The sequence below is a fragment of the Achromobacter semiaridum genome, from assembly GCF_053543755.1.
On record NZ_JBLVOL010000121.1, the window covers coordinates 65,689 to 69,932 of the forward strand.

The 4,244-nt window shown below is 68.9% G+C and carries 6 protein-coding genes; 4 read left to right on the forward strand and 2 right to left on the reverse strand.

All coding sequences use genetic code 11. The annotated features are described in order from the left end of the window. From ACNPP0_RS25475 to ACNPP0_RS25485, 3 genes are all read left to right on the forward strand, one after another. A partial coding sequence (locus ACNPP0_RS25475; protein ID WP_448707359.1) for a hydantoinase/carbamoylase family amidase occupies positions 1-724 on the forward strand: 724 nt, incomplete at its 5' end. An 87-nt stretch (positions 725-811) separates the two neighbouring features. Further along, a complete protein-coding gene (locus ACNPP0_RS25480) occupies positions 812-1,147 on the forward strand; it encodes a thioredoxin family protein (RefSeq protein ID WP_046804551.1) in 336 nt (111 codons plus the stop codon). Between the two features lie 56 nt (positions 1,148-1,203). After that, entirely contained in the window at positions 1,204-2,094 is an 891-nt protein-coding gene (locus ACNPP0_RS25485) for a DMT family transporter (RefSeq protein WP_332608904.1), read from the forward strand. Positions 2,095-2,205: 111 nt separating this feature from the next. Here the strand turns inward: ACNPP0_RS25485 and ACNPP0_RS25490 are convergent, their stop codons facing one another. Both ACNPP0_RS25490 and ACNPP0_RS25495 read right to left on the reverse strand, forming a co-directional pair. After that, entirely contained in the window at positions 2,206-3,090 is an 885-nt protein-coding gene (locus tag ACNPP0_RS25490; RefSeq protein WP_448707360.1) for a DMT family transporter, read from the reverse strand. Further along, entirely contained in the window at positions 3,081-3,809 is a 729-nt protein-coding gene (locus ACNPP0_RS25495; RefSeq protein ID WP_448707361.1) for a GNAT family N-acetyltransferase, read from the reverse strand. Before ACNPP0_RS25495 ends, ACNPP0_RS25490 begins: the two co-directional genes overlap by 10 nt. 153 nt (positions 3,810-3,962) lie before the next feature. Between ACNPP0_RS25495 and ACNPP0_RS25500 the strand changes: the two genes are divergently transcribed. Further along, the coding region (locus ACNPP0_RS25500; RefSeq protein ID WP_448707362.1) for a GntR family transcriptional regulator at positions 3,963-4,244 on the forward strand (282 nt) is incomplete at its 3' end.

Genomic DNA, 4,244 nt, shown 5'->3' on the forward strand with positions numbered 1-4,244 from the left:
GCGGGGCGCGGGCGGCACGGCGGCCTTTGTTGAACTGCACATCGAACAAGGCCCCGTGCTGGAAAGCCGTGGCCTGCCGATTGGCGTGGTCACCAATATCGTGGGCATCCGGCGCGTGCAGATCATTGTGCAAGGCCAACCCGACCACGCCGGCACCACGCCGATGGACATCCGCCGCGACGCCCTGGTGGGCGCGGCGCGCATCATCGACGCGGCCAGCCGCCAGGCCAGCGCCGCCAGTGGCAACCCGCATTACGTGGTGGCCACCGTGGGCCGGCTGTCGATGACGCCCAATGCCGCCAACGCCGTGCCCGGCCGCGTCGAGATGACGCTGGAAGTGCGCAGCGACAGCAACGCCGTGCTGGACAGCTTCCCCGAAACGCTGATGGCCGGCGTGGCCGACGACCTGAAGGCCTTGCGCCTGACGGCCGGCTTCTCGCCACTAAGCCGCGCCCAACCCACCGACTGTTCACCCCTGGTGATGGACGCCGTGAAAGCGGCGGCGGACCAGCTGGGCTACGCGTCCATCCGCCTGCCCAGCGGCGCCGGCCACGATGCCGTGTACATGGCGCCCACTGGCCCCATCGGCATGATCTTCATCCCCTGCCTGAACGGCCGCAGCCACTGCCCCGAAGAATGGATCGAACCGTCGCAGCTGCTGGACGGCACGCGCGTGCTGTACCAGTCCGTGCTGGAACTGGACCGCGTGCTGCGCGGCGCCTGACGCGCCACACCCATTCCGCCCCCACGGTTATCGCCGGCCACGGGGCGGCGCGCTGCCATAATGGCTGCCTTGCCCCGGATGAATCCCATGGAACAGATAGAACTGAACGACAGCACCGCCGACCGCTTCCTGCTGGACGCGCCCGGCTTGTCGCTGCTGGTCTTCCATAGCCGCACCTGCGGCACCTGCCGCATTGCGCGCGAACAGCTGCCGGCGCTGGAACTGCCGGTGGAAAGGGTCTGCTGGGTGGACGCCGGAGACAACCGTGGCCTGGTCGAGCGCTACGAAGTCTTTCACCTGCCCGCCATGTTCGTGACACGCGACGGCGCCTTTTTCGGGCCGGTGCAATCGACGCTGGCCGAGTGGGACTTGCGCCAACAGATCGGCCTGGCGCTGGACAGCTACCCCGCCGAATTGCCGTGACGGCGCCCGCGTCCAAACCGCTGCGCCTGCCGCTGGACACGCTGGCCACTACCGGCATGCTGGCCCTGTGCGTGTGCTGGGGCTTTCAGCAGATCGCCATCAAGCTGGTGGCCGCCGACATCGCGCCCATCATGCAGATTGCGCTGCGATCAAGCTTTGCCGCGCTGGTGCTGGCGGTGGTGGTGTGGCGAGCCGAAGGGCTGGGCGCCGTGCGCGACGGCACGGCGCTGCCGGGCCTGCTGGTAGGCTTGCTGTTCGGCGCGGAATTCCTGTTCGTGGCCCAGGGGCTGCTGTACACCACGGCCTCGCACATGTCGGTGTTTCTATATACCGCGCCGATTTTTGCCGCGCTGGGGCTGCATTGGCTGCTGCCCGAAGAACGCATGCAGCCGCTGCAATGGCTGGGGGTCGCGATTGCTTTCGGCGGCATTGCGGTGGCGTTCCTGTTCAAGGGCGACGCGCCGCGCGAAGCGGCAGGCGCCGCCAACATGCTGCTGGGCGACGCCATGGGGTTGGCGGCGGGCTTGCTGTGGGGCGCCACCACGGTCGCCATCCGCGCAACGTCGTTGTCCGAAGCGGCCCCGTCCAAGACCTTGCTATATCAGATGGCGGTGGCGGCGGTGGGCCTCTTGGCCTATGCCGTGGCTACCGGGCAGCACGCCATCCGCCCCACGACGGCGGCCTTGACCAGCGTGGCGTTCCAGGCAGTGGTGGTGGCCTTGTCCAGTTACCTGGCGTGGTTCTGGCTACTGCGCCGCTACCTGGCGTCGCGCCTGTCGATCCTGTCGTTCATGACGCCGCTGTTCGGCGTGAGCTTCGGCGTGCTGATCCTGGATGAACCGCTGGACGCGGGCTTTGCCATCGGCGCGGTGCTGGTGCTGTCCGGCATCACGCTGGTCAGCGGCGGCGAAGTGGTCAGGCAGTGGCTGCGCGGGCGGCGGGACTGATTTGGCGGTCAGGGCGCGGGGCGCTCTATCCCGCCGCCCGATCCCGCTGCCCGATCCCGCCGCCCGATCCCGCTGCCCGGCCCCGATGCCCTGCCCCCCGGCCCCGCCCCTTTACCCGCGGGCCCGGCCCAGGTTCAGCACGATCAGCGCGGCGCCCGCCAGCACGAAGGCAAACCCCCACCAATCGGCAATGACCGGCCGGTCGCCCACCAGCGCCATCGCCCCCAGCACGCCCACCACCGGCACCATCAACGTGGTCAACGCGGCCACCGTGGCGCTGACGCGCTCGCTCAGCACGAACCACAGCCAATAGGCCACCGCCGTACCCAGGATGATGTGAAACGACAGCGCCGCCACGATGCGGCCGTTCCAGCCCTGGGTGGGGAATGACTCGCCCGCGATCAACACGCCCGTCAGCGCGCACGCGGCGCCCACGGCCAACTGCCATGCCGTGACGACGATACGGTGGCCGTCCACGGGCCAGCGTTTCAGATACACCGTGCCCGCCGCCCACCCGAATGCGGCCACCAGCGGAAACACCAGGCCACGAGTGGCGGCCAGGTCGTGCTGCCCGAACACCGCGCGCAACACCGGCCAGGCCAGGATTGCGACGCCGATGGCGCCCAGCATCAATGCCAGCGCGCGCCGCCGGTCCAGCCGTTCGCCCAACACCAGCCAGGCCAGCAGCGCCGACATCATGGGCATCGTGAAGGTCAGCACCGCCGCGCGCGACGTGCTGGTGCTGAGCTGCGCCCAGGCCACCGCCAGGTTGAAGACCGCGACGGCCAGCACCCCGCCCACCACGATGCCCGGCCACGCATCGCGCGGCGGCAACAGCGGCAGGCGCTTGGCGCGCGCCAGCAGCAACAGCAGGACGGCGCCGCTGCCCAGCCCCAGCACGCGCAGCGTGAAGGGCGGAAAGATGGCCAGGATGATCTTCACCGCCGGCCAGTTCAGCCCCCAGAACAGGGCCAACGCCACCGGAATCAGGCGCACGCGGCTTTTTCCCGGGCGGTCAGTTCAGACAGGCTGTGGCGCTGATTGCCTTCGGCGTCGAAGTTGGCGGGGTCCAGCCAGCGTTCATAGGCGGCGCGCAGCGCGGGCCATTCGCCGTCGATGATCGAGAACCAGGCGGTGTCGCGGCTGCGGCCCTTGTAGATCGTGGCCTGGCGGAAGATGCCTTCAAACTGAAAGCCCAACCGCGCGGCGGCTTGGCGCGACGGCGCGTTCAGGCTATCGCACTTCCATTCATAACGGCGGTAACCCAGCTCGTCGAAGGCGCGGCGCATCAGCAGGAATTGCGCTTCGGTGGCGATGCGGGTGCGCTTGAGCTGGCGCGAGAACGACACGAAGCCGACTTCGATGACGCCATTGGCGGGGTCGATGCGCATCAAGGCCAGCGTGCCGATGGCCCGCCCCGTTTCCAGGTCGATGATGGCGTGATGCAGGGGGTCGTTGCCCGCCTGGGCGGCTTCGGCAAAGGCGCGGTATGCGGCGGCGTCGGCAAACGGGCCAACGCCCATGTAGGTCCAGTCGCTATCGTCCGGCGCCCGGCTGAACGCGTCGTACAGGTCCGCGGCATGACGCTCGGCGGACAAGGGTTCCAGGCGGCAGTAACGGCCGACGGCCGGCGTCAGCGGCGGGCGCGGGCGCGCGGTCCAGCCGGGTACGTCGGGGCCGATGGGTTGTTGAAATGCGTTGACGCGGGCTTGCATTGGGCGGGGCCTCATCCGGTTAAGCGCGCGCCGCCGGCCGTGGCGGACGCAACACGCAGGGCCTCACGATATCGGAATCGTGGCATCATAAAAAGCACCACGGGTCTCGAATTTAATAGGGCCACGATCAATGTGGCCCGCGATCATCGCGCCATGCAACCGCCCAGCCAAAGCCTGCCCGCCAACACCGCCCTGCTGTCCAGCCCACTTGCGCGCGGCCCCGGCGCGCCGCCGCGCCAACGCCAGCTGATTCAACGCCTGAAGCAAGCCATCCTGGCCGGCCAATTGCCCGCGGGCGGCAAGCTGCCATCGTCCCGCGCGCTGTCCGAAGAGCTTGAGATCTCGCGCAATACGGTGTTGATCGCGTACGAACAATTGACGGCCGAAGGCTATGTGATTGCCGACCGCCAGGGCACCCGCGTGGCGCCGCTGTCG

Excerpts from the sequence above, each read along its gene's own strand:
- ACNPP0_RS25485 (WP_332608904.1), top strand. The coding sequence starts at position 1,204 with ATGCTGGCCCTGTGCGTGTGCTGGGGCTTTCAGCAGATCGCCATCAAG.
- ACNPP0_RS25480 (WP_046804551.1), top strand. The coding sequence starts at position 812 with ATGGAACAGATAGAACTGAACGACAGCACCGCCGACCGCTTCCTGCTG.
- ACNPP0_RS25495 (WP_448707361.1), bottom strand. The coding sequence starts at position 3,809 with ATGCAAGCCCGCGTCAACGCATTTCAACAACCCATCGGCCCCGACGTA.